Source organism: Bergeyella porcorum, assembly GCF_042427575.1.
Lineage (GTDB): Bacteria > Bacteroidota > Bacteroidia > Flavobacteriales > Weeksellaceae > Bergeyella > Bergeyella porcorum.
Window position 1 is genome coordinate 212,633 of sequence record NZ_JBHMFD010000007.1, and the last position, 26,384, is coordinate 239,016.

19 protein-coding genes are annotated in these 26,384 nt (G+C 37.8%); 5 read left to right on the forward strand and 14 right to left on the reverse strand.

The window, feature by feature from the left end; all coding sequences use genetic code 11:
* Window positions 1–79: 79 nt before the first annotated feature.
* The 7 genes from ACFFUE_RS04300 to ACFFUE_RS04330 form a co-directional block, all read right to left on the reverse strand.
* Entirely contained in the window at window positions 80–604 is a 525-nt protein-coding gene (locus ACFFUE_RS04300; protein WP_376832972.1) for a phospholipase D-like domain-containing protein, read from the reverse strand.
* Window positions 605–745: 141 nt separating this feature from the next.
* Window positions 746–1,675, reverse strand: coding sequence for a hypothetical protein (locus ACFFUE_RS04305; RefSeq protein WP_376832973.1), 930 nt, complete (start codon window positions 1,673–1,675; stop codon window positions 746–748).
* Window positions 1,676–1,681: 6 nt separating this feature from the next.
* Window positions 1,682–2,194 carry a hypothetical protein gene (locus tag ACFFUE_RS04310; protein WP_376832974.1) on the reverse strand — a complete coding sequence of 171 codons (513 nt, stop codon included), beginning with the start codon at window positions 2,192–2,194 and terminating at the stop codon, window positions 1,682–1,684.
* Window positions 2,195–2,199: 5 nt separating this feature from the next.
* Window positions 2,200–5,154 carry an ATP-binding protein gene (locus ACFFUE_RS04315; RefSeq protein ID WP_376832975.1) on the reverse strand — a complete coding sequence of 985 codons (2,955 nt, stop codon included), beginning with the start codon at window positions 5,152–5,154 and terminating at the stop codon, window positions 2,200–2,202.
* The gene (locus ACFFUE_RS04320; RefSeq protein WP_376832976.1) at window positions 5,147–5,623 is read right to left on the reverse strand and encodes a hypothetical protein; all 477 of its coding nucleotides are present in this window, start codon (window positions 5,621–5,623) and stop codon (window positions 5,147–5,149) included. The genes ACFFUE_RS04315 and ACFFUE_RS04320 overlap by 8 nt, the downstream gene beginning before the upstream one ends.
* A 2-nt stretch (window positions 5,624–5,625) precedes the next feature.
* A complete protein-coding gene (locus ACFFUE_RS04325; protein WP_376832977.1) occupies window positions 5,626–7,887 on the reverse strand; it encodes a dynamin family protein in 2,262 nt (753 codons plus the stop codon).
* 36 nt (window positions 7,888–7,923) lie between these two features.
* Entirely contained in the window at window positions 7,924–8,799 is an 876-nt protein-coding gene (locus ACFFUE_RS04330; RefSeq protein ID WP_376832978.1) for an RHS repeat domain-containing protein, read from the reverse strand.
* Window positions 8,800–9,087: 288 nt separating this feature from the next.
* Here ACFFUE_RS04330 and ACFFUE_RS04335 point away from each other — a divergent pair, with 288 nt between their 5' ends.
* On the forward strand, window positions 9,088–9,483 hold the full coding sequence (locus ACFFUE_RS04335; RefSeq protein WP_376832979.1) for a helix-turn-helix domain-containing protein: 396 nt from the start codon (window positions 9,088–9,090) through the stop codon (window positions 9,481–9,483).
* A 40-nt stretch (window positions 9,484–9,523) separates the two neighbouring features.
* Here the strand turns inward: ACFFUE_RS04335 and ACFFUE_RS04340 are convergent, their stop codons facing one another.
* Entirely contained in the window at window positions 9,524–10,081 is a 558-nt protein-coding gene (locus ACFFUE_RS04340) for a hypothetical protein (protein WP_376832980.1), read from the reverse strand.
* Window positions 10,082–10,371: 290 nt separating this feature from the next.
* Window positions 10,372–12,498 (reverse strand): prolyl oligopeptidase family serine peptidase, encoded by a 2,127-nt coding sequence (locus tag ACFFUE_RS04345; protein WP_376832981.1) that lies wholly within the window; start codon window positions 12,496–12,498, stop codon window positions 10,372–10,374.
* Between the two features lie 105 nt (window positions 12,499–12,603).
* On the opposite strand from ACFFUE_RS04345, the gene ACFFUE_RS04350 reads away from it, so the two are divergent.
* Window positions 12,604–12,792, forward strand: coding sequence for a hypothetical protein (locus ACFFUE_RS04350; protein ID WP_376832982.1), 189 nt, complete (start codon window positions 12,604–12,606; stop codon window positions 12,790–12,792).
* A gap of 37 nt (window positions 12,793–12,829) precedes the next feature.
* Here the strand turns inward: ACFFUE_RS04350 and ACFFUE_RS04355 are convergent, their stop codons facing one another.
* Window positions 12,830–13,378: a hypothetical protein gene (locus tag ACFFUE_RS04355; RefSeq protein ID WP_376832983.1), complete on the reverse strand. Its 549-nt coding sequence runs from the start codon at window positions 13,376–13,378 to the stop codon at window positions 12,830–12,832.
* A 118-nt stretch (window positions 13,379–13,496) separates the two neighbouring features.
* On the opposite strand from ACFFUE_RS04355, the gene mnmA reads away from it, so the two are divergent.
* The 3 genes from mnmA (at window position 13,497) to ACFFUE_RS04370 (ending at window position 16,393) form a co-directional block, all read left to right on the forward strand.
* Window positions 13,497–14,684 carry a tRNA 2-thiouridine(34) synthase MnmA gene (gene mnmA, locus ACFFUE_RS04360; protein ID WP_376832984.1) on the forward strand — a complete coding sequence of 396 codons (1,188 nt, stop codon included), beginning with the start codon at window positions 13,497–13,499 and terminating at the stop codon, window positions 14,682–14,684.
* Between the two features lie 102 nt (window positions 14,685–14,786).
* Window positions 14,787–16,052, forward strand: coding sequence for a M64 family metallopeptidase (locus tag ACFFUE_RS04365; RefSeq protein ID WP_376832985.1), 1,266 nt, complete (start codon window positions 14,787–14,789; stop codon window positions 16,050–16,052).
* A gap of 14 nt (window positions 16,053–16,066) precedes the next feature.
* The gene (locus tag ACFFUE_RS04370) at window positions 16,067–16,393 is read left to right on the forward strand and encodes a tRNA-binding protein (RefSeq protein WP_376832986.1); all 327 of its coding nucleotides are present in this window, start codon (window positions 16,067–16,069) and stop codon (window positions 16,391–16,393) included.
* Here ACFFUE_RS04370 and ACFFUE_RS04375 read toward each other — a convergent pair.
* From ACFFUE_RS04375 to ACFFUE_RS04390, 4 genes are all read right to left on the reverse strand, one after another.
* Window positions 16,390–17,601, reverse strand: coding sequence for a BaiN/RdsA family NAD(P)/FAD-dependent oxidoreductase (locus ACFFUE_RS04375; RefSeq protein ID WP_376832987.1), 1,212 nt, complete (start codon window positions 17,599–17,601; stop codon window positions 16,390–16,392). The genes ACFFUE_RS04370 and ACFFUE_RS04375 overlap by 4 nt on opposite strands.
* Before the next feature lie 272 nt (window positions 17,602–17,873).
* Window positions 17,874–18,821 carry a YihY/virulence factor BrkB family protein gene (locus ACFFUE_RS04380; protein ID WP_376832988.1) on the reverse strand — a complete coding sequence of 316 codons (948 nt, stop codon included), beginning with the start codon at window positions 18,819–18,821 and terminating at the stop codon, window positions 17,874–17,876.
* A 125-nt stretch (window positions 18,822–18,946) separates the two neighbouring features.
* Entirely contained in the window at window positions 18,947–21,277 is a 2,331-nt protein-coding gene (gene tamL / locus ACFFUE_RS04385) for a translocation and assembly module lipoprotein TamL (protein WP_376832989.1), read from the reverse strand.
* Window positions 21,278–21,296: 19 nt separating this feature from the next.
* A complete protein-coding gene (locus tag ACFFUE_RS04390) occupies window positions 21,297–26,318 on the reverse strand; it encodes a translocation/assembly module TamB domain-containing protein (protein WP_376832990.1) in 5,022 nt (1,673 codons plus the stop codon).
* Window positions 26,319–26,384: the final 66 nt, after the last annotated feature.

A 26,384-nucleotide genomic window follows, 5' to 3' on the forward strand; every position in this document is an offset into this window, starting at 1 on the left:
TTGCTTTTTTTAATTATGGTACAAAATTAGAACCTAATACCGCCAAAATGCGTCCGTATGGAGAATAAATTCAAAAAAATTAAATTATTTTATCTATGGGCATTGGGCAGTATTTTTTTCTGCCACATTTTGGGCATTGGCTTCCGTTCCATACCTCATCAAACTGATTCATTACCTTTTCTACTATCTCGGGGTTTGTGGTGAGTATCCCTGCCTCAAAATTGCGATTGTTCTTGCTTTTCATTCCTATTCCTGCCCCTGTGAGGTTAGCAGAGCCGAGATAAACTTCCTTCTCATCAAAAACAAAAAACTTGAAATGAACCCTTGGGCAAATGGCAGTTTCCAAATACTGGATAAGCAAGGGATATTTATCAAAATCCTTACGGAAATTTTGCCCAGGCTCTTTGGCAAAAAGCATACGAACCTCTACGCCGTTTTTTATCAGCGTAGATAACACCGAGAGAAAAGGCTGGGTACTCTCTATCCCAGCCTTTACATATACATCTTTTATATCCGCAGTGCCTATCCATAGGCTTTTCTTTACCTTTTTGGCTTTTTCTAAAACCTTGGAATAATGCTCTTCATTGGCAATGTATTGTATCATTTTAATCCATTTTATTTTTTTATCATTGAAACGCAATGCATTGCGTCTCTACAACGACAAAGTACGGCTGTTAAGAAATTATTTTTTAATTTTTTGAATATACTTCTGAATTTCTCTGTAAAACTACACCTTGATAAAAATCTATAAAATGTCCTTTAATTTTTCATATTCTTTCTGATAGTTAAAAGAAGACGCCGATGGATGGGTTATCTGAACAAATGAAATGTTTTTATTATTTTTTAAATCTTCTGGTAAAGAATCCCAAGACCTATTTCCCCATACAACTACAACATCTGGCTGTGACTCTTTGAGAACATTTCTAAGAGGTTGTTCCGCGTTTTTGTAATCAATCAGAGAAGGTGCTTCTCGTGGTCCACCCATAGGAGTTTGAACATAGTTATAGAAAGTGGTTCTGTCTATTATATCCTTTATCTCACTTTTACTCATATCCTGATTACCCAAAACTTTATATCCTTTGGTATAAGTGTTCATCCAAGAGTGGTGTTCTCCATTTCCATCAATATAGTTTGTGTACTGTTCAACTACATTTTTCGTTATCCCAGAAATACGAACATCGGTTTTATCCTTATGATAGATTTCCATATCTTCTTTTCCCAAATAATGACTATCTGCAAGGATCATAACTTTTTTACCATTAATTCCTTCGTTGTATTTATCTCCTACAACAGGTAGGAAAATCGGTTTTTCAATTTGTTCAGTTTCTAGTTGATTAAGTTTGTCTTTCACCTCCTTTAATTGCATAGAAATTTCTTTCAACTGAGGAATAGATTCTATGGATGAAGGATTTTCTCCTTGTGCTAATTCATCTTTAATAACATCATAACTTTTTTCAACATCTTTAAGTTCAGAAATAAAATTATCTTTTTCTGCTACAACTTTATTGGGATCTTGCTCTATTTTGTCTTGCAATTTGTCTATTTTATTCTGAATTCCCTCTAATTTTTCAGAATTTTCAGGGGAAAGCTTGGAGCTAACCCCTTCCATAGAATTTCCTGTGATTTCTTTTCCTTTTACTTCTGTGGCGGAAGTATTTGTTTTCTCAAAATTCATAGTATGTTATTCACTTTCGTTATTATCTGTATTCTCATTATCCTCTCCTGTACCTGTCTCATTTGCCTCTGAAATAGGGAGCTTGTTAAGAGCTTTTCCTATTTCATTTATTTGCTTAATGACATCTGAAAAAGTATTTCTTTGTTCCGTAGATATAGATTGACTATCTACGGAATTCATCACCTCAGATAAATTGGTTTTTGCTTCATTGAATTCCGAAGAAAAGTCTTCTATATTATTAGAAACTTCCTCTGGAGATTGCTCTATTTTATTTTGTAGTTCATCTAACTTGTTGGTATTTTCGGAGAACTTTGAAGATTGCTCTGGGGAAAGGCTTTCATTCAAGCCTTCCGATGGAGAATTCATCTCTGTCTTACCATTTTCCATAAACTTTTGTAATCCTTCGCCATTTTTTACAGATTCTACTGCTTTTTCCCCTACCTGATTTGCAACTTCGGCTACTTTTGAAGCTGCTTCGGCTACTTTTAATGCTAATTTTAATGCTAGTGTTTCTACCATAATAATTAAATTTTAGTCATTATTTTTCTTATTATTTCCTTACTACTCGTATCTTCTTCTGCACCTAATATTTGGATTAAGAAATATTGGAGTACTTTTTTGGATTGCTCATCATTGATTTGTAGAGCTGATTTCAAGATTTTGATAAGTTCATTCTTTTTCAAATTATCAGAATATGATTCCTTATTCACTATTAAAATCAAATGTTTAGAAAAGAAATCAAATAGAAGCGTATCATTTATTTTCTTTAATTTGCTATCATCATACTCTGTTACAGAATCCAATAATGAAATACAATGTTGTATGCTTTCAGACCTTTCATTTTGATTAGGATGATGTATAAACTCTTTGTTATTAGATTCGTATTTATCAAACTTACAGAGAATAGCTTCTTGCCAATCGTTTTGATAAATGGCGGCAACTCCTCTTTCAAGGCTTGCCAATTCTTTGATTTGTTCATCGGATAGATTCATTGCATTTCCCACCAATTTTCTATCTTCAAAATCAGGAAGACGAAGGCAGATTTTAGTATTCGTATTTCGTATGACAGACATATCCAAAAGCCCTGGTGCTTGGTCTGCAATGATGAAACCCTCACCATAAGTACGCATTTCTGCAATGGCATTAGAAATCATCTCTACTGATTTTCCTGCAAGGTTAGCCCCATCATTACTTTGTTCGGTAGAGGTTCTTTTTAATAGATTATGAGCCTCTTCTATTATGGTAATATGCTTTAAATCACTATTATTGCCTTGTTTTGTAGCAATACGATATTGGTTGAGTTTCATAAAGATAAGCCCCATAAAAAGAGCTTTCTCTTCCGAAGATGCCACACGAGACAAATCTACAATCACATTTTTATCAAACAATTCTTCATCTGATAGTCCTTTTTCCGTAAAAATCAGACGATTGATTCCGTTAGTCATACTACGCACCCGAGTAACCAATGCTCCTTCGTAATTGCTTTTAATCTCTTGTGAAAATTTACTTTGCTGAATAATTCTCTCCAAAGATTTTAATAAATCTGAAAATGTAGGAAATTGTTTCCCGTAAATACAGCGGGATTCATCTAATATCCAACCTTTGGTAATATAAGCGTCTTCTACCGCTTCTTTTAGCAAATTAGGCATTGCGGCTTCCATAGGCCAACAAGCATTTAGAATTTCTATGAAACGAGAAATATGCTCATAAATATGTATGCCATCAGGGAATTGGAACGGATTGATTTTCAGTAATTCTGTATAATTGGAATTTGTTCCATATACGGATACATCTTTTCTACCCCCAAATTCATCTTTATACTCGCCTTTGGCAGGTTCTATTACAAGAAAAGTAATGTTTTGTTTAAGTAGCTTATCTATGAGATTATAAGTAACATTGGATTTTCCAGAGCCTGTACTCCCTGTTACAAAAATATGGCTGGTGAATTTATTATAATCCAAAGTAATAGGAATAGAATATTCTTGGTCATAATTGTATAGATTTCCTACTTTTATGCTTTTCTCATCGTTATAGTAAGGGTTATTGCCAAAAGGAGTAACCTCTACCACATCTAATCCTATAACAGACTTGTGCGGGAAATTAATCTGTATGGTCATCTCATCTGTGGTAACAGCCTGTGCAAGATAGCCATAGTCTTCTATCTGTGGGATTTCATAATGGGTAAGATATTGTACTACTTTTTCTCTTTCTTCTTTATTTAGAGCATTGTAGGTCTTAATGGCATTGGTTTCAAAATTAGACTCGCTTCCTTTGATAACGCCATTATAGATATTTGCAGCAATAACACTATTCTGTTCTTCCTCCGATATAAAGTAAGCCCCTATATTCCAAAATCCTGTGCCTTTTCCTTGTTTTAGGCGTTTGATTTGGAGTTCTAAATCTTCTAAAAAGTTTACCATTTTCTTATTGGTAAATGTTTTTTGTAAAGAGGTAGAAGTGCCTTGGGTATTGCTGTTGCTTTCAGAAGTAGATTTTGAAGTTCCTTTTGTTTCAGATTCATTGGTACCGAAAGTTTCTGATGTATTGGTTCCAAAGGTTTTTCCTGTTGTAGTAGAAGATGATGTACTTGTTGAAGTACCCCTTGTTATCCCTCCTACAATAGCCAACCATTTTTTCTTCCCAATCCAAGGTTGTTTAGTAATATTTGTTGATTTATTTTCTCCTGTGGTATTACTTTCCGATGTGCTTTCAGATTTCCCCTTAGTATTACTCATAGATGTTCCTATGGTTTTACTTTCCGAAGCACTTGTAGAAAGACTTGTAGAGGTAGAAGTAGATTCATTTGTGCCATCTGTGGTTACAAACTCCTGCTCGCTGGATAGCACACTGTACACTTTTTCATAGGCATCAATAGTGGTTTCTACAACCGTAGAATGCACAGGGTCTGCAATGAATAAAGCCGAAAAAGCCTTTCCATTCATTCCTAAAATTAGGTTTTCAATGCCTTGTATGAAATGTTCTTCTTCCTTGTTTTTAATGGAGGGAATTCCTACCACTGCGGTGATTTCCTTGCAATTGCCAAATACTTTTTTATTATTTCTTTTTACCTCATCATTAGAAAGCGGTTTTTCTTTATTGGAAAAACTACTCCCTGGGAAATTCCCTGTAATGGCTCCTGCCAAAACTTTCTGCTTGTCCGTAATACGGGTATCTGATTTTACACCTACTAAAATGTCACACTTTTTTCCATCGGAAATAAGTTTCACAATTAGTGATGCTTCTACGGAGTGCAATGCTGTGAATACAGAACTCAGCTTATACGAGATTTTGATGTCTTTTTCATATACAAACTTGGTCGAATGAAAAAAACGAATATTTCTCAATTCATTATCTGTTATCGACAATGATAAACCTGAGGGAACAATAGAAAATTCCTCATTGAGATACAGTTTTTGAAAGTCAAACTTTATATTATTAATTTCTATGTTAGGATTATATAGATTTAATTCTTTACTCATAATATTTAATGATTTTATAGATGATATAACCTGTTATAACAGCAACGATAGCACCTCCTATAATATGCACAAGATTAATTTTTTCTTCTGTATCGCGTTCTTTTATAGGTTCTCTAAAATATTGTGTAGTTTTTTCTTCTTCTTGTACTTTTTCAGAAATATTACTATAAGCTTTGTGATAAGTATCAATAAGTTCCTCAAAGCGTTCTCTGGAATAGTTTTCTCTCAGTAGTGTATGCTTTATTTCAGAATACAACAACTCAGTAGATTCCTTATTATCATAGGTAATATCCTGATGTTCTTCAAAGGCGAAATCGGTTTTGGTTTCTGCTTCTGCTATGGCTTTATAAATCTCTTCCCGATTACCTAAAAGAAAGATAATGCTATTGATAAGTTCCTTTTTTATTTCTGAAACATTATTGGTTTCAATAAACTCTTGTAGTACGGAATTATCTGTGTATTTTCTCATTTTTATAGGGTATTTTTAATATGGTTAATTTTTTCTATTCTTTTATCTAATTCTTGTTTTATTTTTTCTATTTCTTCTTGGCTACGAACAATATCTTGCTGAAATTCTGTATAAATTTCATCGAACCCTTGCTGGATAACATCATCTATCTTTTGTAGATAATTTTTATTTAAATTTTCTATTTCAGTATCCAAATATTTTTCTGCTTCATTTATACTTTTATCAATTTGATCCAAAACAGGTCTTATTTCCTTTGCATAAAATTCTGACATAGATACCTCTTGATAATACTCGTTATAAGTTTCTTGAACTTCCTTTACTTTATACTCGTCCCAATCCCAAGAAAATAATTTACCAAAAAAACCTTTCTCATTCTTAACCCGTTTCTTCACTACCCTAGTTTTGGTTTCTACTCTTTTGGTTGTGTATTTTGATAGCGAAATACCCGATATAGAGCCTATATTATTATTAAGCATCGCATTAAAAGAAACTTCTTCTATGCTTTGATTATCTTTATCCTCTATTAAAATTTCCTTGGTTAGACTTTTCAATTGGTTTAAATGATTGAGAAAAATATCTTTTCCAGCAGAATTGATTGCAGACTCAACACTGATATGAGTCTCAGAAATCGCTTTATTGAACTTTTCTTGTAGTTTTTTTGCTTCTATGGGCAAAATATTATTTTTACGGCTTGCCTCGACGTTCAATTCATTAGCCCGAGCATCTAATCTTTCTTTTTCTTTCTGAAATCTTTTTTTATCTACTTTTAGTTCGTGGATTTTCTTTTCAAGGCTTTCTTTATCTTTTTCTATTTTTTTAGTTTTAGCCTCTTTTTCTTCTTCTATTCTTTTTTTTTCTACTTCTGTTTTCTCGTATAGATTTTTCTTTTCCAGCTCTATATGGGCTGATGAAGCCTCTGAAATCTCACGAACGATTTTCCCCAGCTCTTTATATACATTTTTCTTATGATGACTTTTTATATACTCATCTATATATAACTGTATTGCCGATAGCCCAGAATACACGAGGTCCTTAGTAGTTTCATCTTTTTCTGCTTGGGCAAAAAGATATTCCTTTTGCTCTTCTCTTAAAGGGCTATGTTCTACAAGCTCATAACCTTTGTAGTCTTCATCAAAGTCTAAAAAATTTTCTCTAAATGTTCTAAAATCGGACTTTTCTTTTCTTGTCTTTTTCTCACTATCTAATTGAGCCAACCTTGCATACTCCGCACATATAGGAAATATCTTTTCGCTTCTAATAATATTTTCTTCCAAATATTTTTTCACTTTATCTATACAAGAGATAACATTCTCTTGTTGTAAATCAAAATTATCAATTTTATTAACTAGAAATATAATTCTATCTAAATTTTCCTTATTATTTTCAAAAATTTCACTTACTTTTTTTAATAAATTTTTATCATCTTCTACTTTCAACTGAGTTGCATTGAGAACATATAGTATTATTGGTAAATCTTGATTATCTTCCAAATACTCATAAGTACTTTCTGTATGTTTCTCACTTTGAGAGTTATTAGGCCCAGGCGTATCTATAAAATGAATTTCAAATCCATTGGTATCTAATTGAGGTACAGGGCCTTCTATGATAATATCCAAGTCCTCTTCATTTGCCCGTTCGTTATGCTCTTTTACAAAGCTTTTATCAATATTATCTTCCTCTATGATTATCTCCCCATCTTTCATCACCCTACCTCTAAAAGATTGTAAATCATTATTTACAATAATTCTACAAGTAGTCGCCGTAGTTGCCTGATTAAGAGATGGAAGTAAATCTTGTCCAATCAAAGCATTAAGCACGGTAGACTTCCCTGAACTCATTGTAGCAATTACAGGAATTTCTATAATAGTGCTTTTTAGCGTTTCCATATTCTCTTTTCTTGCATCTATTGCATCTTGGAAAAAAGTTCCATCTTCAGATAAAATAGCGTCTATTGCGATATCTACTTTTTTATATTCTTCTTCTGCATCAATGCTAATAATGCTAAGATCAACCTTATCATTATTTTTAAGCTTACTTTCAATGATTTTTTTATCTATACTGAAACATTTGTCAATTTCTAATTGAAATGCCTCATCATTGGTTTCTTCCAATACTTTTTTCACAAAAGCATCTATCCAAAGAACAATATCCTTTTCTTTGTTTTCTGCTATAAAGTTGCTAAGATTTGATTTAACTTGTTCATCATTAAATCGTATCTCTGATTCCCAAGTAATGGGATTGTAATTAATAGTAATTGCTATCATTTTTTATTTTTTATTATATTTTTAGATTCCACAAATTTAATCAAAACATTCTATATTTCTTAGGATTACATCCTCTATATCGCCATTACAGAAGACCATTTTTTTCGTCCAGTTGCCGTGTGCATCATATTCATACTGATAGGTGGTGTGTTCTTTACCTAATTTCTTTTTTATATATCTCTTATCGTGATATTTTTCTATGATGTTGTTATGCTCATCGTATTGGAATTTGAAGACTTCATTTACTTCATTATTCCCCTCGTATTTCTCTTTATATTCCAATAGATTTCCTCTTTCATCATAGGTGAAATCAAAATACTTATAATGTCTCCACCCTACTTTTATAAGCTGTTGATTTTCATTATAGGTATAGGTTTCTCCTTCGCCTTTCAATATCTTTCCGCCACTGCGTTGCAATACAGTATTTCCTTTGTAGATGTATCGTTTTTTGATAAAAGGTTTTTTAGATTTTTCTTCTACATCATCACTAGCAACTAATTGTCCTTGTCTATTGTATCGGTATAGCATACGCCCCCATAGGCCACCATCTGGAAAGGCTTCTTTATGCTCTACCATATTGCCTTTTTCATCATATCGGAAAGTTTCTAGTAAGTAACATTCCCCGTGTTCATTGCATTCTTCTATTTTGGCGAGTGTATTATCTTCGTTGTAGTAATACAAGGACTTAGTAGCATCGCAGAAATCAATGACTTGGGTATATCTCCCGAGTGTATCAAAGTGGGTAAGCAGGTGCTCTTTGGTTCTTCCTTTGATGAGGGCTTCTCCCTTTGCATACGCTGTATATACTCTGTATTCCACAGATTTTACTTTACCTTTTAGTTTTAGGTCTTCTTGATGACAAGGTACGCGAGGATTTCTATCAAAATCCAAAAACTCTTTTATTCTCCACATTTTGTTTTATTTTTCTGCAAAATTAAAACCCCACTACGCCAAAACAGGTCGTTTTGAAAAATATTTTTTATGCTTTTATTTCACTTTTTTAATGATGAGGGCTACTATTTCCACTCTCCAAAAGACCTCGAAGTATATTAAATTCCTCACCACTCTATGGGGCTTGTTTGGATTTTACCTATACGGGCGAAATTAGCATATACTTATAAGTAAAGTATTATTCCCACTTTACATTTTGTGCTTATAGATTACATTTTGTAAATTTGCTTGATTAAAATTCTTATCATTATGAAAAATATAGATATACATTCGTTACTTAATATCATTGGGCAAAACCTCCACACGATACGCAATGCACGGAAAGAAACACTACAAGCCGTAGCTACTGAAATAGGAGTAACTCACCCTATCATTAGTAAAATAGAAAATGGTAGATATGAAAGCCTACAACTTGGGCTATTGGTAAAACTATGCAACCACTACCAAATTACGCTACAACAGGCTTTTTCTTTGGAAGTGGCAAATATTTTTCAGCTTACACAACATAATAGCCAAAGTGGAAACCATAAACTCGTAGGGCAAGAATTAGCCGCTGGATATGAACTCTATATAGACCAGCTAGTAAAAGAAAATAATTATCTAAAAGAGCAGTCGCAAAAGCTATTAGACAAACTTGGGAAATAAAAAAACACCTCATAGGCTAAGCCTATGGGGTGTTTAATATTTAGACCACTACCTCCTGTTCGGATTCATTACCGGCTGTGTCTATCACTTTCACAGTGATTTTCGAGCCTGATAGATTAGTATTTTCAGTCTGTATGGTGTATATCCATTCTATACCTTGCAGGATAGCTTCCCCTTCCTCTACAAGAGAGGAACTGGTATGGATATAAACCTTAACGGCCTCCACCTTATAATCATCATACGCTTGAATCTTGATTTTTTCTCCTACATTTCCTGTGTAGGCAGAAACATCTACTTTATCAATAGTAGGCGATATAAGATAATCGGCCACTGCAACATTGTACGCCGATTGCCCCTTCCTCCGCTTGGCTTCCAATGCATATCCTGCACTGAGCACTGGGTCTTCTAGAGCTCGTTTAGCATACTGAGAAGCTTTTTTGAACTTCTCCTGTTGCTGTTCTTGCTTAGCAGAGGTCTTTCCTCTGCTGATGGGACTTTTACACATTAGTGTTTGCCCATTAACCTGGCGAAATACAATCTGCTCGCCGAACTTACCGCTTACCCCGTGGGTAATGCTATTGTTTATGGTCTTTGCCATAGCTTAAAGGATTTAAATTAAAATTTATAGTTTAAATTAATCATAAAGAACGCCTACTCTAACTATAATGTTTAAAATATTCATCTATAGTTTGGCAAAAAACAAATTCTGCACAGACTATGGCTAAAATCCCAACACCTATTGGTAAGTTATCATTATCCGCATCAAACAATATGCCAAAATGGCGTATTTCTAAAAAACTGACAATACAGCAAATCCATTGCCCCACAAAACAAAAGTGGCACTGATAAAAACATCAGTACCACTTGTTATTCAATTGTTCAACTATTTTATTTCAACGCTCTAATGCCCATTTCATAAAGCGTAAAGCTCATTTTATCGGCATTTTCATTGATGAGCTGGTCGGTAGATTTACCCGCTCCGTGCCCTCCTTTGGTTTCTATCCTTAGAAGGGTTGGATTAGCACAGCTTTGCTTGGCTTGTAGTTCTGCTCCAAACTTGAAAGAATGGGCAGGGACTACTCTATCATCGTGGTCGCCCGTAGTCACCATAGTAGATGGATAGCATACGCCTTTTTTCACATTGTGCAATGGGGAATAGGATTTCAAATATTGGTACATTTCTTTGCTATCTTCGGCAGTACCATAATCAAACGCCCAACCTGCCCCTGCGGTAAACTTATTATACCTCAGCATATCCAATACTCCTACCGCTGGCAGTGCCACTTTGGCTAGATCTGGACGCATCGTCATTGTAGCTCCTACCAAAAGGCCTCCGTTGGAACCTCCAGAAATTGCCATATAATCTGGTGAGGTATAGCCATTCTTCTGCAAATACTCGCCCGCTGCAATGAAATCATTAAATACATTTTTCTTCTGAAGTTTGGTTCCTGCGATATGCCACTTTCTTCCATACTCGCCACCTCCTCTGATGTTCGGTACCGCATAGACCCCTCCATTGTTCATCCAAACGGCATTGGCAACGGAAAATGCTGGTGTCAAACTGATGTTAAACCCTCCGTAAGAATAAAGAATGGTAGGGTTTTTACCATCTTTCTTCAGTCCTTTTTTATAGGAAATCATCATTGGTACTTTGGTTCCATCTTTTGAAGTGAAAAATACCTGCTCCGAAACATAGTCGTCTGGATTGAATTTCACATTAGGTTTATAATACACTTCTGATTTCCCAGAGGCGATATCATATTTATAAATAGTGCCTGGTGTAACATAGTTGCTGAAAGAATAATACAATTCTTTATCTTCTGCTTCGCCACCGAAGCCGCCTGCCGTTCCTTTCCCTGGAAGCTGAATTTCCCTTACCAATTTACCATCATAATCCAACTGCTTCACATAAGACACGGCATCTTTCATATATTTTGCGAAAAGGAAACCACCTCCTGTAGATATAGATAGTACATTTTCGGTTTCTGGCACCACATCTGTCCATTGTGTTGGGTTACTGATATGGGTTTTCACCAACCTTTTATTTGGAGCGTTTTTATCGGTCATCAGATAGATAACATCGCCTTTAGAATCTACAAAGTGGGTATTATTATCAAAGCCTGTCTGAACTGGGATAAAGTCTGTATTTTTAGTTAAGTCTTTAATGTACAAATCATTACCACTTGTTGCATTGGCTCCACTAAGGATAAGATATCTGCCATCATCAGACACCGTAGCTGTGAGGTATCTTCTTTTGAAATCTTCCCCACCTTTGATGAGTTTGTCTTCTTTTTGTTTGGTTCCTAATTTGTGGAAATAAACCTTGTGTGTATCGGTTTTAGCCGAAAGGGCACTTCCTTCTGGCTTATCGTAGCTAGAGTAGAAGAAACCTTCATCTCCTAGCCAAGAAATCACACCAAATTTAGCATCTTCAATGGTTTCATCTATCACTTTTTTGGTAATAGCATCGATGATGATGATTTTATTCCAATCGCTTCCCCCTTCAGAAATGGCATACGCTGCCAAAGTTCCTTTTTTATTGAATCTCAATTGAGATAATGAGGTGGTACCATCGGCAGAGAATTTATTAGGGTCTAAGAAAACCTCTGTTTTACCGTTTTTATCTGTTCTGTAGATGATAGACTGTGCCTGCAATCCATCGTTTTTAGAAAAATAAGTATAGTCGCCTTCCTTCCAAGGGGCACTTACCCTTTCATAGTTCCAAAGCTCTTTCAGCTCCTGGCGGAGCTTGTCTCTGAAGGTAATATTCTTTAAATAATTCTCTGTAAAAGCCGCCTGCTTCTGTACCCAATCTTTGGTGTCCGCAGCCATATCATCTTCTAGCCAACGGTAAGGGTCTTCTACTTTCTCACCAAAATAGGTATCTGTATGAGCTACTTTTTTACTTTCTGGATAACTGATGTTTCCACTTTCGTTCTTTGTCATTACTTTTTGAGATTGACAAGAGGCTAAAAATAGCACTCCCGTTGTAAGCATTACCGATTTAAAATTCATAACAAATAGATTTGCTCCAAAAGTAATGATTTTTTAACAAAATTTAAAATTATAAACTCCAAAAAGGAATACTATTTGAATACTACCTTTCTCAAAATGGATATTATGAATAAAGAAGCTAGCGTTTTGATGGCGGGTGCCATAGGTTTATTAGGCGTCTTGAGTGTCTTTTGGTTGCGAAGAACACTTAAAAACAAAGCCTACAAAACAACCTATCAAGACTATCACAGAAATCTCATCTCTACCAATGCTCAGGAAGAGCATCACGGTGTGGAATATTTTTCTGTAAGATAAAAACCGCCTCGAATTTCCCCGAGACGGCTTGTTGATTTTATAATCCGTAAACAATCCCTACATTGGGAACAAAACCTCCTCCAAAGACAGATTTGTTCTCATTGTAAAGCACATTGTACATTGCACCTATTTGCATATAGGCTCTATTGCCAATGCGTTGCATATAGCCCCCTCCAAGGTACAAAACAGATTCTTCTCCATTGTATTTCACATCATACACCTTATTCTTCTGAGAGTAAAAAAACTCCTGAAACATCCCCGATAGGTAAAAGCTTCTTCCAAAGTAATAATTAGCAAAAGGTCCTACCCCAAACATATTAGAGCTAAAATATTTGGAATTTTGCAATGTGAAGTTTCCAGAAAGTCCTACTTCTAAATTTTCGGTTACCTTATACCCTGCTCTCGGCGAGATATAAAAAGAAGTACCGCTGTAGCTGTTTCCAAAAGCACCACCAAGACCAGCATAACCACCGAAGGTCCATTTAGAATCGTTATCCCCGATTTTTGTCGTTGGAAATTGAGCTCCAATCTGAGCCGATGCCATCGTCAATGATGCAATAGCCAAAGAACATAATATTTTTTTCATTGTCTTAATTTCAAAATTTATCTATCAACCAATTTCATACCATAAATGAAACCTACGCTCAACTTCACTTATATTATTGTAACTTTGCCAAGGAAAAATTTTTAATGTTCTGATATTTATGAAAATTGTAGTGGGACTTTCAGGAGGGGTAGATTCCTCTGTGGCGGCTTATCTTCTGCAGCAGCAAGGGCACGAAGTGGTAGGTTTATTTATGCGAAATTGGAACGATGCTTCCGTTACTCTGGAAGACGAATGCCCGTGGATAGAAGATAGCAACGATGCTCTGATGGTAGCCCAGAAACTAGGAATTCCTTTTCAGGTTATTGATATGAGCGACCTCTACAAGGAGCGTATCGTGGACTATATGTTCAATGAATATGAAAAAGGCCGCACCCCTAATCCTGATGTACTCTGCAATAGGGAGGTAAAATTTGATGTTTTTTTAGAAACCGCTCTTTCCCTCGGGGCAGATAAGGTGGCTACGGGACATTATGCCAGATTGAATTCCTTTACCAATGAGGATGGCGAGGAAATCTATCAGCTGCTCGCAGGTAAGGATCATAATAAAGACCAAAGCTATTTTCTTTGCCAGCTAAGTCAAAAACAACTTTCTAAGGCTCTTTTTCCCATTGGTGAGCTTACCAAGCCTGAAGTGAGAGAAATTGCCAAAGAACTCGGCTTAGTAACAGCAGATAAAAAAGACTCCCAAGGGCTATGCTTCATTGGGAAAGTGAGTTTACCCGAATTTTTGAAACAACAACTTCAGCCCAAAGAAGGAGAAATTGTAGAGATTTTTTCAGATTTTGATGGCTTTTCTCAACAGCCCCCTGCCTTTTCTTCTAAACTGGAAGAGTTGCAATACCTTTCTTCCAAAATAAAATACCACAAAACCGATGGTAAAGTCATTGGCAAGCATCAAGGGGCTCAGTATTATACTATTGGGCAAAGCAAAGGCTTGGGCATTGGTGGACATAAGGAAAGCTGCTTCATCATCTCCCGAGATATGGAGCATAATATCATCTTCGTAGGCGAAGGAAGAAACTTCCCTGGCTTATTTCGCAAGGCTTTGAAGATTGAAAACGATGATGTCCACTGGATTCGTGAAGATTTAAAATTAAAAAATGGCGAGTCTATGGAAGTGATGGCGAGAATAAGATACCGACAACCCTTGGAGAAAGCCATACTCTATCAGTTTGAGGAAGGCTTTTTCATCGAGTTTGAAAATCCGCAATCTGCCATCGCCGAAGGTCAGTTTGCCGCGTGGTACCTTGATGAAGAACTGATAGGCAGCGGTGTGATAAGCTAATTGAGATAAAAGAAGAAAGAGAAAGGACATCTAAATCTTCTAGCTTTTCCTAACTTCTAATCTCTAACCTCAACCTATTCAACCAACAACAATAAGTAAAAAATGAAATATCTTTTTTCCATCATCGTATTATGGCTGGCTTCGCCAATGCTTTGGGCTCAGTATTTTGATTATAATAGAAGTTTTCGCTATGATTTTCAGCTAACAGGTGATGAGCATCAGACCTTTGTTTTCCCTATTCAGATGAAGGAAGAGCCTTTCTATGGTGGTTCTAAAACCCAACATATTATGCCCCTATACGGTGATTTTCTGTTTCAACTTTCTGACCCAGAAACAAGCCAAGTGGTATTTTCCAAAGGATTCAATTCTTTGTATGGAGAATGGCTATACAGCAGAAAACCAAACGAAAAGCAACTCTTTTACCACGCTATACAAACTCCTTTCCCATTGAAGGAACTCACGCTAAGCATTAGCCAAAGACAAAGAGATGGGCAGTTTAAAATGGTGCATTCTGAAAAGATTTCGCCCGATAATTATTTCATTAAAAAAGAAAAAACAACGCCCTACCCTATTAAAAAAATATTATACAATGGCGATGCCACACACAAAGTGGATATTGCCGTGATAGCGGAAGGCTATACCGCATCTGAACTAGAAAAATTCTATGCAGATACCCAAAGAATGATCGATTATCTCTTTACCATTCCGCCTTACAATCGGTTTAAAAATCATTTTAATATCTATGCTATTGGTGCCTTTTCCGAAGAATCTGGAACGGATATCCCTGGGAAAAACATTTATAAAAATACCATTCTCAATAGCAGCTTCTACACTTTTGATATGGAACGCTATCTCACGCCGCACAATGTGAGTACCATTGCAGATATTGCCTCCCTCGTACCCTACGACCAAATTTTTGTACTTGCCAATACAGCCCAATATGGTGGTGCTGGCTTCTACAACCACCTGAATGTAGGAACTGCCGACCACCCTTCTTCTCTAGAGGTCTTCGTGCACGAGTTTGGACACGGGTTTGTAGGTCTTGCAGATGAGTATTATTCTTCTGATACCGCCTTTGACTCTATCTACAACCTTGAGATAGAACCTTGGGAGCCCAACATTACCACGCTGGTAGATTTTGATAAAAAATGGAAAACAATGCTACACAAGAAAACGCCTATTCCTACCCCACGCACCGCTAAGTATAAAAATACTTTAGGTGTATTTGAAGGGGGAGGCTATGTTGCCAAAGGGATATACAGCCCCGTGCAAGACTGCCGTATGAAAACCAATGAGGCGAAAGGCTTTTGCCCCGTATGCAGTAATGCCATAGAAGAAACCATTAATTTCTATGTTTCTGAGAAATAGAAAAATCTACGATAATGATTACTTGGAATGATTTTGAAAAAATAGACATCCGTACAGGCACCATCATTGGTGTAGAAGAGTTTCCACAAGCGATAAAACCTGCTTATAAACTTACCATCGATTTTGGGGAAATAGGCATCAAACGGAGTTCTGCACAGATTACTACCTTGTATACTCCTCAGTCTCTTATAGGAATGACAGTTTTGGGGGTTGTAAATTTTCCTCCTAAAAAAATTGCCAATTTCTGGTCAGAATGCTTAGTATTAGGCGTTCATACCAATACGGGCGTTGTTCTTTTAACAACCCAAGCGGATACCGAAAACGGACTACGCATTTGCTAAGGAAAGCCATTCAGTTCCTGTGCTATAAGCCACGCCTCGCTCCAGCAGGCTTGAAAATTAAACCCGCCTGTGATGGCATCTATATTGAGAACTTCTCCCGCAATGTAGAAGTTTTCTAATTTTTTTGATGCCATATTTTTAAAATTGATTTCTTTCAGAGCTACGCCACCCGCCGTTACAAATTCATCTTTAAAGGTGGATTTTCCATTTACTTTGAAAGATTTTCTGCACAGATTTTCAAGGAGTATTCTCATTTCCTTGCCAGAGATATTTGCCATTTGCTTTTCTGGGTGAATGTGTACGCTGTCCAAAAGCTGATTCCAAAAGCGATGGGTGAGGTCAAAGATTTTGCTTTGCCCGATTTGCTTTTTAGGGTGCTGTTGTTTAAATTCTAAAAACAAGGCTTCGGCTTCATAGAGCGTTTTGCCGATGAAGTTCACTTCTATTTCAAACTGATAGTTCACCTCTGATAGCTCTCTGGCTTTCCACGCCGAAAGTTTTAAAATGGCAGGCCCCGAAAGTCCCCAATGGGTGATGAGCAAGGCTCCTGTTTCTTCTGTTTTAAGCTGTGGAATGCTCACTTCTGCATAGGGAAAACTAGTACCAGGTAAATGGGTGAGCAGTTCATCTTTAATATTAAAGGTAAAAAGCGAAGGCACAGGGGCTACCAACTGATGCCCAAGATGCTCTAATAGCTGAACAGATTTGGGCGAGCTTCCTGTAGTATAGATGATGATATCCGCAGAGAAATTACCATTATTAGTACCGATGAGGTAAGTGTTATTTTCTTTTTTTATCTCTTTTACTGTGGTTTTGGTATGCACCTGAAAGCCATTTTGTGCAACTTCCTTTTTCAGGCAGTTTATAATAGATTGCGAAGCATTAGAAACGGGGAATATCCTATTATCATCTTCTATTTTCAGGGGGACGCCACGGCTTTCGAACCACTCCATTGTATCACCAGGTTGAAATTTACTGAAAACACTTATCAGTTCCTTATTGCCACGCGGATAAAACTTTACCAGTTCCCTTGGGTCAAAACAGGCGTGGCTTACATTGCATCTACCGCCACCTGAGATTTTCACTTTTTGTAGCACATCGCTATTTTGTTCCAGAATGGTAACGCTATATTTTGCAGGGTCTATATTGGCGGCACAGAAAAATCCAGCGGCACCACCTCCTATGATGATAATCTGTTTCTTGTTCAAGGCTTAATGGTATTTAATCTTGCAAAAATAAAGAAAAACGAGTAAAAGGTTAGAAGGCTAAGAGGTTAGGAGGGGAAGTCTTTTCCCAAGCGGAATGGTGCTAGACCCAGATGGGGTTAGTCACTTCCCAAGCGGAATGATGCTAGACCTAGATGGGGTTAGGCATTTCCCAAGCGGAATGATGCTAGACCTAGATGGGGTTAGGCATTTCCCAAGCGGAATGATGTTAGACATAGATGGGGTTAGTCACTTCCCAAGTGGAATGATAGGTGTTAGATGCTTTGGGCATCTCTGTCATTGGCTTGTATCTGTTCCAGAGCTTGGGTATAGCGTTTCTCTGCACTCCATTTGGCGTGTTTAGAAGGTTTGATGGCAAAGCCTTTTTCTTCAGAATAGATTTTGGTAAATTCTGCTCCGAAGAACAGCAACATACAGGTGTAATTAATCCACATCATCACCAGAATGATAGTTCCCGCCGTTCCAAATGCCGAGGTGGGATTTGCTGTGGCAAAATAATAACTCAATAGAAACTTACCGATGGTGAAGAGTATAGCAGTGAAAAAAGCACCAGACCATACGCCTTTCCATTGGACATTGGCATCGGGCAATACTTTGAAGATTAAAGCAAACAGTACCATCACCACCAAGAAGCCCACGCCAAAATTAAGCCCCTGAGCAAGAAGATAAACTTCCGTACCGAAGTATAGAGACATTAGGTTACCAAAATACGCAACAACAGTGGAAAGCACCATTGTAATCATCATCAGAAAGCCAATAATCAGTACCATACCAAGGGAATTGGCTCTATCAAGCAAAAAGGCAACAATAGCCTTTCTAGGAGCGGGTTCTACATCCCATAGGGCATTCAGAGATTTCTGAAGCTGAAAAAAAATAGTGGTGGCACCAAAGACCATAGAAAAAACACCTACGATTTTCATAAACCAACCCTCCTTATCTATTAGAGAACTTTTAATAATACCTTCTATGCTTTTCGCGGTGTCTTCTCCCATTGCATAGCCTATCTGTCTATTGATTTCCCCCTTCACGGCTTCTTCTCCAAAGAAATAACCCGCCAGCCAAATGACAATAATCAAAAGACCGGGGATGGAAAAGATAGCGTAGTAAGCCAGACTGGCAGAGTCCTTCATTGCAGAAGAATCATTCCAATGCTGTGTGGTTTTTTTTAATATATTCCAATAAAAATTTAATGTTTTCTTCATTGTTTACTTAATCATTAAAGTTAAATTTCATCATTTTCCCTCGGTAGAAATTTCTCACCTCCTAACCCTCTAATCTCTAACTTCTAATCTCTAATCTCTACCCTCTAACTTCTACCCTCCCATTTTTAGAAAGGATAGCCTATGGCGATATTCAGCATCAGATTATCCCGACGCCAAGTACTGTTTCCGAAATCAATTTTGTTAAACATCCAGCGGTTGTCCTTCTCATAATACGGCACTCTGATGGGCATTGCAACATCTAAACGGAAGAGCAAAATATTAAAATCCAAACGCAAGCCCAGTCCAGCCCCTACGGCAATCTCACTAAGCCAATCTTTGGAAAACTTAGCACCAGGGCGAGAGCTATCTTCATTGACAAGCCATACATTGCCTGCATCGGCAAACAAGGCAACATTCAAAAAGCGGTACAGATTGGCTCTATACTCTGCATTGAGTTCTAATTTAATATCACCAGCTTGGTCAAAGCGGTATTGTGAGCCATCTGGCAATCGTGGATCATAGCTGCCCGGCCCTAAAGCTCTGGCACGAAATGCCCTTACGCTGTTGCTCCCGCCTGAGAAAAACTGACGAGAAAAAGGGATAAATGCCGAGTTACCATAAGGGTAAGCCACCCCTGCAATAAGGCGTGTAGCAATTTTTTGCTTAGATGAAATCTGATGATAATAGCGGAAATCGTGCTCCATTTTCGCATATTGGCTAAATGGTACGCCCGATAGTGTTTTTTGATTACCATTCTTAACATTAGCTCCTGTGAGCAAGCCTGATAAATTCCCTGCTAAATCTACAAAACCGCGATAGTAGATGGTATTCGCCATTGGCAACATCGTATTGGTATAAGTATAGGCATAGGTAGGTCCAAAAATGAGTTGTTGCTCTATCGCTCTCTGCAGATAAGACTTATCCACAATGTAGGCATTGTACGCATCGGTAACATTACGAGGGTAAACCAAAGTAGCATCAAAGACTTTTAAATCGTGTTCTTTGCGGATGTTTTCTCGCCAAGTGTAGCCAAAGGAAGCGTTGAAATTGTGCAGCTGATACCATTTGGTACGGTTTACAAACTCATATCCTATAGCAGCATTGGTGCGAGGAACAAAACCACTGGAAGAGGAAAATTTAAACGGAGCGATGATTCTCGGGATAGAGAGCTGGGCATTTCCCCCTAGACGGAAGAGATTTCCCTCGTTTCTTTCCTGAGATTTAGCCCCTCCTACCTGCATATCAAATCCTCCAAATGCTGAGACTTTCAGTTGCTCTGCTCCACGGAAGAGGTTGCGGTGCGTCCAGTTGACATTCACCTCCGAGCCAGCGTAGTTGGCAGAATTGGTTTTCCCTAAGAACTCTGTGCGGAGCGATTGGAAATCCCTTGGGGTAAGGAGGTAGTAGGCGTCAAACTTATTGCGGGTGCTATCCGAAATGACAAATTGATTTTTCACGAATTTGAAAACGCCTAAACCTATCAATCGGTTGAGGGTGAGGTTATGGTCGGCTCTATTATAAATATCTCCTTTATGAAAATAGAGAGCTCTATCAAAAATATGAGGTTTAAATTTTTTCTTAGGGTCTATGATATAAAAATCTTTATAGACTTCTATAGAATCCAGATTCATTGGGACTTGGTATTTGTTTTCCTTGACTTCGGCAAGGTTATAATCTGGGAATATAATGATTTTGTCTATCGTGAATTGCTTCACGGCAAGCTCTGGTGTGTTTTCTTTCAGTTTTACCCTTAGCTCCACCTCTGGGCTCTGGGAGATGGTGCTATCGGCTTGTACGATAAGGTTATCTGGATGGAAATAATAGAAACCGTGTTCTTTCATTCTGGCATCAATGCGTTCTCTTTCGGATTTTATCACATCCAAATCAAATGGTTGTCCTTTTTTCAGGAGGCTTTTTTCTTTTACAGCTTGTATTTCTTGGCTTATTTTTGCTGTATCTTCAGGAAACTTTACATCACTAATGTGGTATCTAGCACCTGTTTTTACGCGGTATTCCACTTGGGCTTTTTTTCCGTTGGTAATGGTGTCATAGCGGGCTTTCGCGTTGAAGTAGCCTTTGTTTTCGGAATGGTTTTCTATAATCTCTTTATTGAACGCTCTATCTACCTGCCCAAGGAGTACGGGTTTTTCTCCCACTTTGTTTTTGAGCCAATAGACTATTCCTTTTTCCTTTTTAGGTTCTGGCGTGATGTTGTAAATCCAAAGTTTGGGACGCAATCCTAGGAAAGAAGAATTGGGTTTTGGTGTAAGGTTTTTCTCTAGCCCTTCTTTCAATTCCTTTTTATTGTTTTTAGATAAGGTATCATTTTCAATATGGAGTTTTGCCCCTGTATAGAGAAACTCGCCCTCTTTCAGATATCGGGTATTGCAAGATATAATGAGGGAAGCTATGGCTAGCCCCAAGACACTTTGGTATGTTATTTTAGAGAGATTCATTGCTTTTTAGTAGTTGGCGTTATTTTACAAATTCTACTTCTTTTCTTATTGTTCTCAGATGTTTATTAGCATCACGATTTTTTCTCACGCGGCGGAAGATGTTTCGGAACTCATCATAATCTAGGGTGATGATGAAGCCCACACCTGTTTCGATGATTTGCCCTTGCAACGCCACCTGATAATCATTTTTTCGGTAGGCTCTTAGGGTGTATCTTCCGTCTTTAGATAGCATATAATCTGCGGTGATATTCCCTGCGATATTGGTCATCTGCTCGCCTTGTCTGGCTTCTCCTTCCAGTCCGAAATTACTTCCCACGGAGATTTTTAGGCGGTCGTCCAAGAGTCTTTTGCTGAGGTTCACATTCAGGTCGGTACGCTCGTTTCTGCTTCCTGTGGAATAATCTTCGTAGGAATCAAAATCAAAAGTGATATCTACCCCTGCAATGAGGTCAGAGGCAATGTTATTCAGTTGTTGAGAAAGAATCTGGCTCACGCTTTGTTTCGCCATTGTACCGGCAGACAATCCACTTTCGGACTGGAAAGGGTTTTCTCCAATGAAGCGGTTGAGTATCAGTAGGGCAAATACCTGCTTATTCATCTCGTTTTCATCTACCCTCAGCTGTTCCAGTTTGGCGATGGTAGTGGCAAGCACTTCCTGCGAAACGGCATTATTGTTTTCCGCTGTGGTAATATCAAACGAAAGCTGAGGTTTCATCAGTTCACCTTTCAAAATCAAAAGGGTATTGAATGGGATGCGCTGTTTGTAGTAGTTCAGTTCATCTGAGGTGAGCTGGTTTTGGAGCAGGTCAATTGGAGCGGCATTGGTGGTATAGATGGCGGTCATATCCAGCTGGGCGAGCATTGGCTCACCCGTCCAAGTGATGGTGCTGCCTTTTTGAACTTCAAATTTTCTTTTAATCATACTAAAAGACATTTCATAAGCTCCTTTTTCCACCTGATAAACGCCCACCAATGAGGTTTTCCCCGATGGGTCTATGCCTCCTGTAAGGTCTGCCTCGCCTTGCAGTTTTACAAAATCGCCCGATGCTTTGTCTATGATGAGAGAAAGTTTAGCCTCCTTGATCATAGAAATATTAACATTCACATCCATTCCGCGGATATCGCTTTGGGAATCGATGCTATCGGCTTTCAAGGTTTGGTTGAGCACTATTTGGTCTTGGTCCACAAACTCTACAATGCCATCTCTATCCTGCTTGGTAGGGGAAGACTGTGGCACCACAAAGGTGAAATCCGTTTGGTCTGTAACGGCTAATCTGCCATCTACTTTTGGTAAATCCAAATCGCCTTTGATGTTGAGGTCTGCATTGATGGCTAAAACGCCGTACATCATTTTATCATTATCTTCCTTGGAATTTACCGCTTTGAAATCCCTTGCTTTCAAGGTCATATCAAAATCGAAATCCTGATAATTGGGCGTAAAAATGTTACCATCAAAAATCAAGGCATTACCATCAGTATCATTCAGTTTAAATTGATTGAAGCGGATACCATCTGATACGAATAAGATATCATCATTGATATTTCTAAAATCACTACCCGTTTTGGCAATTTCCATCCCTACATTGTTGAATTGAATTTTCCCTAAAATGCTAGGCTTAGAGGGTGTCCCTTGGATGTCCATTGCACCAGAAATGTAGCCTTCGGCATTGGTGATGTTCCCCATTGTGAAGCCTTGGAGAGATTTCATCTGAAACCGATTGAGGGCTAATTTTAAATCAAAAGCCGACTGGGCAATATTATAATCGCCTGTAATTCTCACATCATTATCATACCCCGTGAGGGCGATATTGGTATCCAGAACCTGTGCAGATTTGGTATTGACCTTCGCAGAAATATCACCAATAGGATTATTGAATATTTGCAGTTCGCTGATATTCAAATCTGAATTGAAATTAAGGTTTTTAAAATCCAACAATTTCACATTCCCATTGATGGTTCCCTTTGCCAAAAGTGTGTCTTTTTTCACCATTTCGGTAAGGGTTTCTATTTGGAAATTGGAAATCTCCACATTGAGGGGAGCGTTCATTCTTTGGTGTTCAGATTGTATTGCTATCTGACTACCCTCATTACTAAGGATGAATTGATTTGCCCAGATGCCCCCATTTCCAAATTTAATCTGATTTTCTGGAGCCACCGCCCAAGTGTCATAGTTGAGCTTCAGCCCATCAGGGTTGAGGGAAATCTGCATCACCTCATCAGCAGATTGTAAACTTCCTGCAATGAGGAACTGCTCCACGCTCTTATCATCTTTGGTAGAGATATGGTAGGTGATGGTATTCTCGGCAATAGTTCCTGTGGCAGCCACTTGATTTAATGCAATTTGCGAGGTATTGATTTTTCCTACATTCAAATCATAGAGCAAGGCATCTGCATTATTAGAAAGTTTGAAAGTAGCATTTTCTATTGTGTTTTCAGCATACTGAACGCTTGGTATCAATGCTTCTAAACTGATGCTTCGGCTATCGGCATCGTAATTACCGTGGAGGGTAATGGTTTCAAAGGATTTTAAATCGGGAACAAATTTCCGAATCAAATCATCATCTTTCACTCGGGCATCCAGCGTAAAGTATTGTCCCGCTTGAATTTTAGGTAACGCCGATGGTTTTTGAAACTGATAATATTGGTTCAAGGTGCTTTGTAGGGCACCAAAGATTTGCGTTAAGCGGTATTGCCCCTTCATCTCCAAATCGGCAATCTGCGATTGAAGGGAAAGGGTATTTTCTTGCTCATTAGACGAGGCTTGAAGCCTAATGTTCTGAATTGGAACAACCTCTTTGGTATCCGAGATGGCAAAGTTGTCCAGCTGAAGATAGCCATTGAGAAAATCTGGATTGAGGTTGGTAAATGCCCCATCGATATTCCCTGCGAGAATCAGCGGTTCTGCATAGAGACCAAGCTTGTGAACATCTAGCTTTATGATGCTACCGCTAAGGTTTACCGTAGGCTGGTGTTCGTTATAAACGCCTGATGCTAAAAGATTAAGCTGGGCATTAGGGTCTTTGGAATTGAGATGAACTTGATAGGCACCTCGGTTGAGTTTGGCGTTTAGATTAACATTTCTGTATCGGTATTGGTTGTAATCAAAAGCCGTGAGATGTCCTTTTACCGAAGCATTACCTTTGGCAAAATCAAAACCTTGTCCCTGAGCAACCAGATGACCTGTTACCATCCCAAGGTCTTTATTCTGAATGATTTTCCCAATTTGAAGCTGAGCCAGATTGGCATTTACATCATATTTCTCATTGTTCTTTTGGCGTAAATCTAGAAAGGCATCCACATCGGCGTTGCCTAATGAGGAAATCATTTTCAGCCGCGTATCTATGACCTGTGTAGTTCCCTTTGCTGTTCCTGAAATGGCAAAGTGAGAAGGCAACGAGATATTAGACGGAATGCTACCTTTAGGAGTGATATTTAAAATGGTTTTAGCCGATGCCCCGAAGTTTTGCAGTTTTATATCATAAAACAAGCGTTCTGGCTGGGTAGCATTTTTGATTTTTCCAGAAAGGGAAGCCTTGATATCGCCCAAGCCAGACATTTGCAAAGTGGCAATTTCCAAATCGTTGATAGTGCCACGCAATCGGGTATTGAGGTGGAGTATGGCATTAGGATATTGGCTAAAAGGAGAGGTCTTTCGCAGGTCTGGTGCGAAGAGCAAAATATCCCGAAATCCTATTTTACTTTGGCGGATGTTTGCGGAGATTTTTACAGCTCCCGGATTGGAAGACAGTTGCTCAATGGTGTTGTAATTAAGCACCAATTCATCTCTCAAGGTAGTGTATGGGGTCTGCAAATGCAGGCGTTTCAGATACGCTTGTTTTTCTTGGTAAACAAAATCGGTATGGAATTTCTGTATGTTCAGTCCACTTTTTTCTCGGATTTCCGCAGAGTTGACTTTTCCTTCCAATGTACCATTGACCATCTTAAAATTTCTTATTTCAGCATTTAATTGACTGAAATTAAGATGGTTAAAATCAATTCCTTGATGTGTAGATTTCGCTGCAGTATTATCATACGCGACTTTAACATTATCCAAGACCAATTGCCCTAAAAGCAAGCTCATTGGCTGCTGAGGTTCAGATTGGGAAGCTTGAGGTTTTGTTTTTGTGCCTGCAAGGTGCAGTTTTGCCCTAATATCGGCTCCAATTAATTTTAAATGATTAACATCAAATTGGCTATTTTCAATGTCCAGATGTTTTACCTTTGTATTGAGTTCTTGGAATAATATTTTGGCAAAAGTCTTTGAATTTTCATCCCCATAGTCAATATCAAAGTTGGTGAGTTTAATGCTTTCCAAGCCTACTTTTAATGGGCTTTTCTGGCGAAGAGAATCTACGGTTTCCTCCACATTTTCAGAAACTTCCTCTAGAAAACCCTGATGGAGTTTTAGTTTCAATCCATCCATTTTGAGGTCGCCAATAGCGTAGGCGTTTTTATCAAGGTCAAAGGTTTTTACCCGAGTATTAAAGCGATTAAAACGCAGTGCGATATTGTTTTTAGATTGTTCATCAATGAAAGAAACTCTAATCTTTTTCAAGTCAATTTTATCTAACGATAGTACAAAAGGCTTGCTTTCCTTCTCTTTCTCGTTGCTGGCAAAGGCATCTATGATATAATCAAAATTGAAACTTCCATCAGCATTTCTTACCACATTGGCATTGATGCCTTCCGCGTCAATAGCGGTAATATCTGCCTTGGAATTAAGCAGTTGCCACATATCCAAATCCACACGAAATTTTTCTGCGGCAAGCAGTGTATCCACTTTTTGCCCCTGAAGGTAGAGGTTTTCTATTTCCAAGCTATTGGGAAAACCTATAAACACACGGTCTAGGCTTACTTTAGTTTTTATTTTATCTTCAAGATAAGTTACCAGATGTCCTTTTAGATAATTTTGAACAGCAGGTAAACGCAAACTGAAGATGAGCAGCGTGAGTAAAACCAATAGCGAAGCCAACGAAACAAGCGTATATTTTAAAAGAATCTTTCCTTTGAGTTTCAAAATACGAGTTTTTATGATGTCCACAAAAATAAGTATTTTGAAACAATTGCTTTTTCATAATTATGAAATGAAGTTACATTTTTTCACAAT

Excerpts from the sequence above, each read along its gene's own strand:
- ACFFUE_RS04300 (WP_376832972.1), bottom strand. The coding sequence starts at position 604 with ATGATACAATACATTGCCAATGAAGAGCATTATTCCAAGGTTTTAGAA.
- ACFFUE_RS04305 (WP_376832973.1), bottom strand. The coding sequence starts at position 1,675 with ATGAATTTTGAGAAAACAAATACTTCCGCCACAGAAGTAAAAGGAAAA.
- ACFFUE_RS04310 (WP_376832974.1), bottom strand. The coding sequence starts at position 2,194 with ATGGTAGAAACACTAGCATTAAAATTAGCATTAAAAGTAGCCGAAGCA.
- ACFFUE_RS04315 (WP_376832975.1), bottom strand. The coding sequence starts at position 5,154 with ATGAGTAAAGAATTAAATCTATATAATCCTAACATAGAAATTAATAAT.
- ACFFUE_RS04320 (WP_376832976.1), bottom strand. The coding sequence starts at position 5,623 with ATGAGAAAATACACAGATAATTCCGTACTACAAGAGTTTATTGAAACC.
- ACFFUE_RS04325 (WP_376832977.1), bottom strand. The coding sequence starts at position 7,887 with ATGATAGCAATTACTATTAATTACAATCCCATTACTTGGGAATCAGAG.
- ACFFUE_RS04330 (WP_376832978.1), bottom strand. The coding sequence starts at position 8,799 with ATGTGGAGAATAAAAGAGTTTTTGGATTTTGATAGAAATCCTCGCGTA.
- ACFFUE_RS04335 (WP_376832979.1), top strand. The coding sequence starts at position 9,088 with ATGAAAAATATAGATATACATTCGTTACTTAATATCATTGGGCAAAAC.
- ACFFUE_RS04340 (WP_376832980.1), bottom strand. The coding sequence starts at position 10,081 with ATGGCAAAGACCATAAACAATAGCATTACCCACGGGGTAAGCGGTAAG.
- ACFFUE_RS04345 (WP_376832981.1), bottom strand. The coding sequence starts at position 12,498 with ATGAATTTTAAATCGGTAATGCTTACAACGGGAGTGCTATTTTTAGCC.
- ACFFUE_RS04350 (WP_376832982.1), top strand. The coding sequence starts at position 12,604 with ATGAATAAAGAAGCTAGCGTTTTGATGGCGGGTGCCATAGGTTTATTA.
- ACFFUE_RS04355 (WP_376832983.1), bottom strand. The coding sequence starts at position 13,378 with ATGAAAAAAATATTATGTTCTTTGGCTATTGCATCATTGACGATGGCA.
- mnmA (WP_376832984.1), top strand. The coding sequence starts at position 13,497 with ATGAAAATTGTAGTGGGACTTTCAGGAGGGGTAGATTCCTCTGTGGCG.
- ACFFUE_RS04365 (WP_376832985.1), top strand. The coding sequence starts at position 14,787 with ATGAAATATCTTTTTTCCATCATCGTATTATGGCTGGCTTCGCCAATG.
- ACFFUE_RS04370 (WP_376832986.1), top strand. The coding sequence starts at position 16,067 with ATGATTACTTGGAATGATTTTGAAAAAATAGACATCCGTACAGGCACC.
- ACFFUE_RS04380 (WP_376832988.1), bottom strand. The coding sequence starts at position 18,821 with ATGAAGAAAACATTAAATTTTTATTGGAATATATTAAAAAAAACCACA.
- tamL (WP_376832989.1), bottom strand. The coding sequence starts at position 21,277 with ATGAATCTCTCTAAAATAACATACCAAAGTGTCTTGGGGCTAGCCATA.